General features: G+C 63.7%; 1 protein-coding gene. It reads left to right on the forward strand.

Features of this window, described 5'->3' with window-relative positions; translation table 11 throughout:
• Nucleotides 1-155 precede the first annotated feature (155 nt).
• Entirely contained in the window at nucleotides 156-1,553 is a 1,398-nt protein-coding gene (locus SxD43FB_RS23500; RefSeq protein ID WP_096064152.1) for a DUF6880 family protein, read from the forward strand.
• The last annotated feature ends 49 nt before the right edge of the window (nucleotides 1,554-1,602 follow it).

Here is a 1,602-nt window from a genome sequence, read left to right on the forward strand (position 1 = left end):
GCAACTCACCGACTTTCTGCGCCGCCTGCCGGACTGGATGCGACGGGACATCTCCGCCGCCGATCCGGCGCGGCGCGCGCGGAAGAGGCGCTGCACGCCATGCTGCTTGCGCTGGTCAAGGGGACAGCAGGGTCGGTATCAGGGCAGGACGGCTGATGGGGGCCTCCAGGAAGGGCAGTCGCGGTTCGGGCAAGATGACGTCCGAAGCGATCGCGGCGCTGGGAGCCAGTCGCCTTGCCCGGCTTGTTCTCGCCCAGGCCGAGCGTGACGCCGTCTTCGCCCGCGCCGTCCGCATGGAACTGGCGGCCAAGCACGATGGCGGCGCGCTGGCCCACGAGATCGACAAGCGACTGAAGACCATCCGGCGTTCGCGCGGGTTCGTCGAATGGGACAAGGCCCCTGCACTCGCGCGCGAACTCGATCAGTTACGCGAAGCGATCATGGGGCCGCTGGCCGAACACTCTCTGAGCCAGGCGATCGATAGCATGCGGCTGTTCCTGAGCCTTGCTGAGCCGGTGTTCGAAAGGTCGGACGACAGCAGCGGGTCGCTTGGCGAGATATTCCGGCAGGGCGGTGAGGATCTTGGCCGACTATGGTGCCAGGCGGACATGTCCGATGTCGAGCTGCTGGCAGGTGACATTCTGATGCTTGTCGAGGGCGACGGTTATGGCATCTTCGACGATCTGCCGGAAGCGGCTTCTCCAGCCTTGGGGCAGAAGGGCCGCGCAGCCTTGCGCGGGATGCTGCTTGAGCGGCAGGCGGCCAAGACAGGGAATGACCGGCGACAGTTCGACTATAAGGTCGGCTGGCTGCTACCCAAACTCGCCGATCTCGACGGCGATGTGGACGCCTATATTGCAACTGTCGATCCCGATCGTCGCAACCCCGTACTCAATGCGCAGGTGGCCGCCCGATTGATCGCACATGGTCGTGCGGCAGAAGCCCTTGACTGGATCGACGCATCGGTTGAGCGCAGCCATAACGAGCGCGAGCTTGCCGATCTCAAATTACGGGCCTTTGAGGCGCTCGGCCGCAGGGACGATGTACAGGCGCAGCGCAAGGCGATCTTCGACCGCTGGCTCGACGGGCAGGTACTGCGCGACTGGCTTAGGGCTTTGCCTGATTTCGAGGATGTCGCCGCAGAGAGGCAGGCTCTCGATCAGGCCATGACCTATGATCGAGCGACATCGGCACTGGAATTCCTCATTGCCTGGCCCGATCTCAAGCGCGCGGGCAGGATGACCAGGGAAAGGCTCGAAGGTCTGGAAGCCCGGGCCTATGACATTCTGCGTCCTGCCGCCGAGGCATTGTCTCAGGCCGATCCGGGTGGGGCCACCTTGCTCTATCGCCGACTGGTGACTGGCGTACTCGACCGGGCGAGTTCGAAATATTACCCCTATGCCGCGCGGGACTTTGCAGCCGCGACGGATTTGGCCGACCGTATCGCAGGCGATGTCGATGTCGTACCGCATGAGGACTGGCTGGCCGATCTTCGCAAGGTGCATGGACGCAAGATCGGCTTCTGGAATCAGGTCGCGGGGAAATTCGGATAATCGCGGAGAATGCCGGGGCGGCCAGATTGGAAACCTCCCTACCAATGGT

This window comes from Sphingobium sp. D43FB, from assembly GCF_002312805.1.
Lineage (GTDB): Bacteria > Pseudomonadota > Alphaproteobacteria > Sphingomonadales > Sphingomonadaceae > Sphingobium.

Coding starts and splice junctions, on each gene's coding strand:
- SxD43FB_RS23500 (WP_096064152.1), top strand. CDS start 156: ATGGGGGCCTCCAGGAAGGGCAGTCGCGGTTCGGGCAAGATGACGTCC.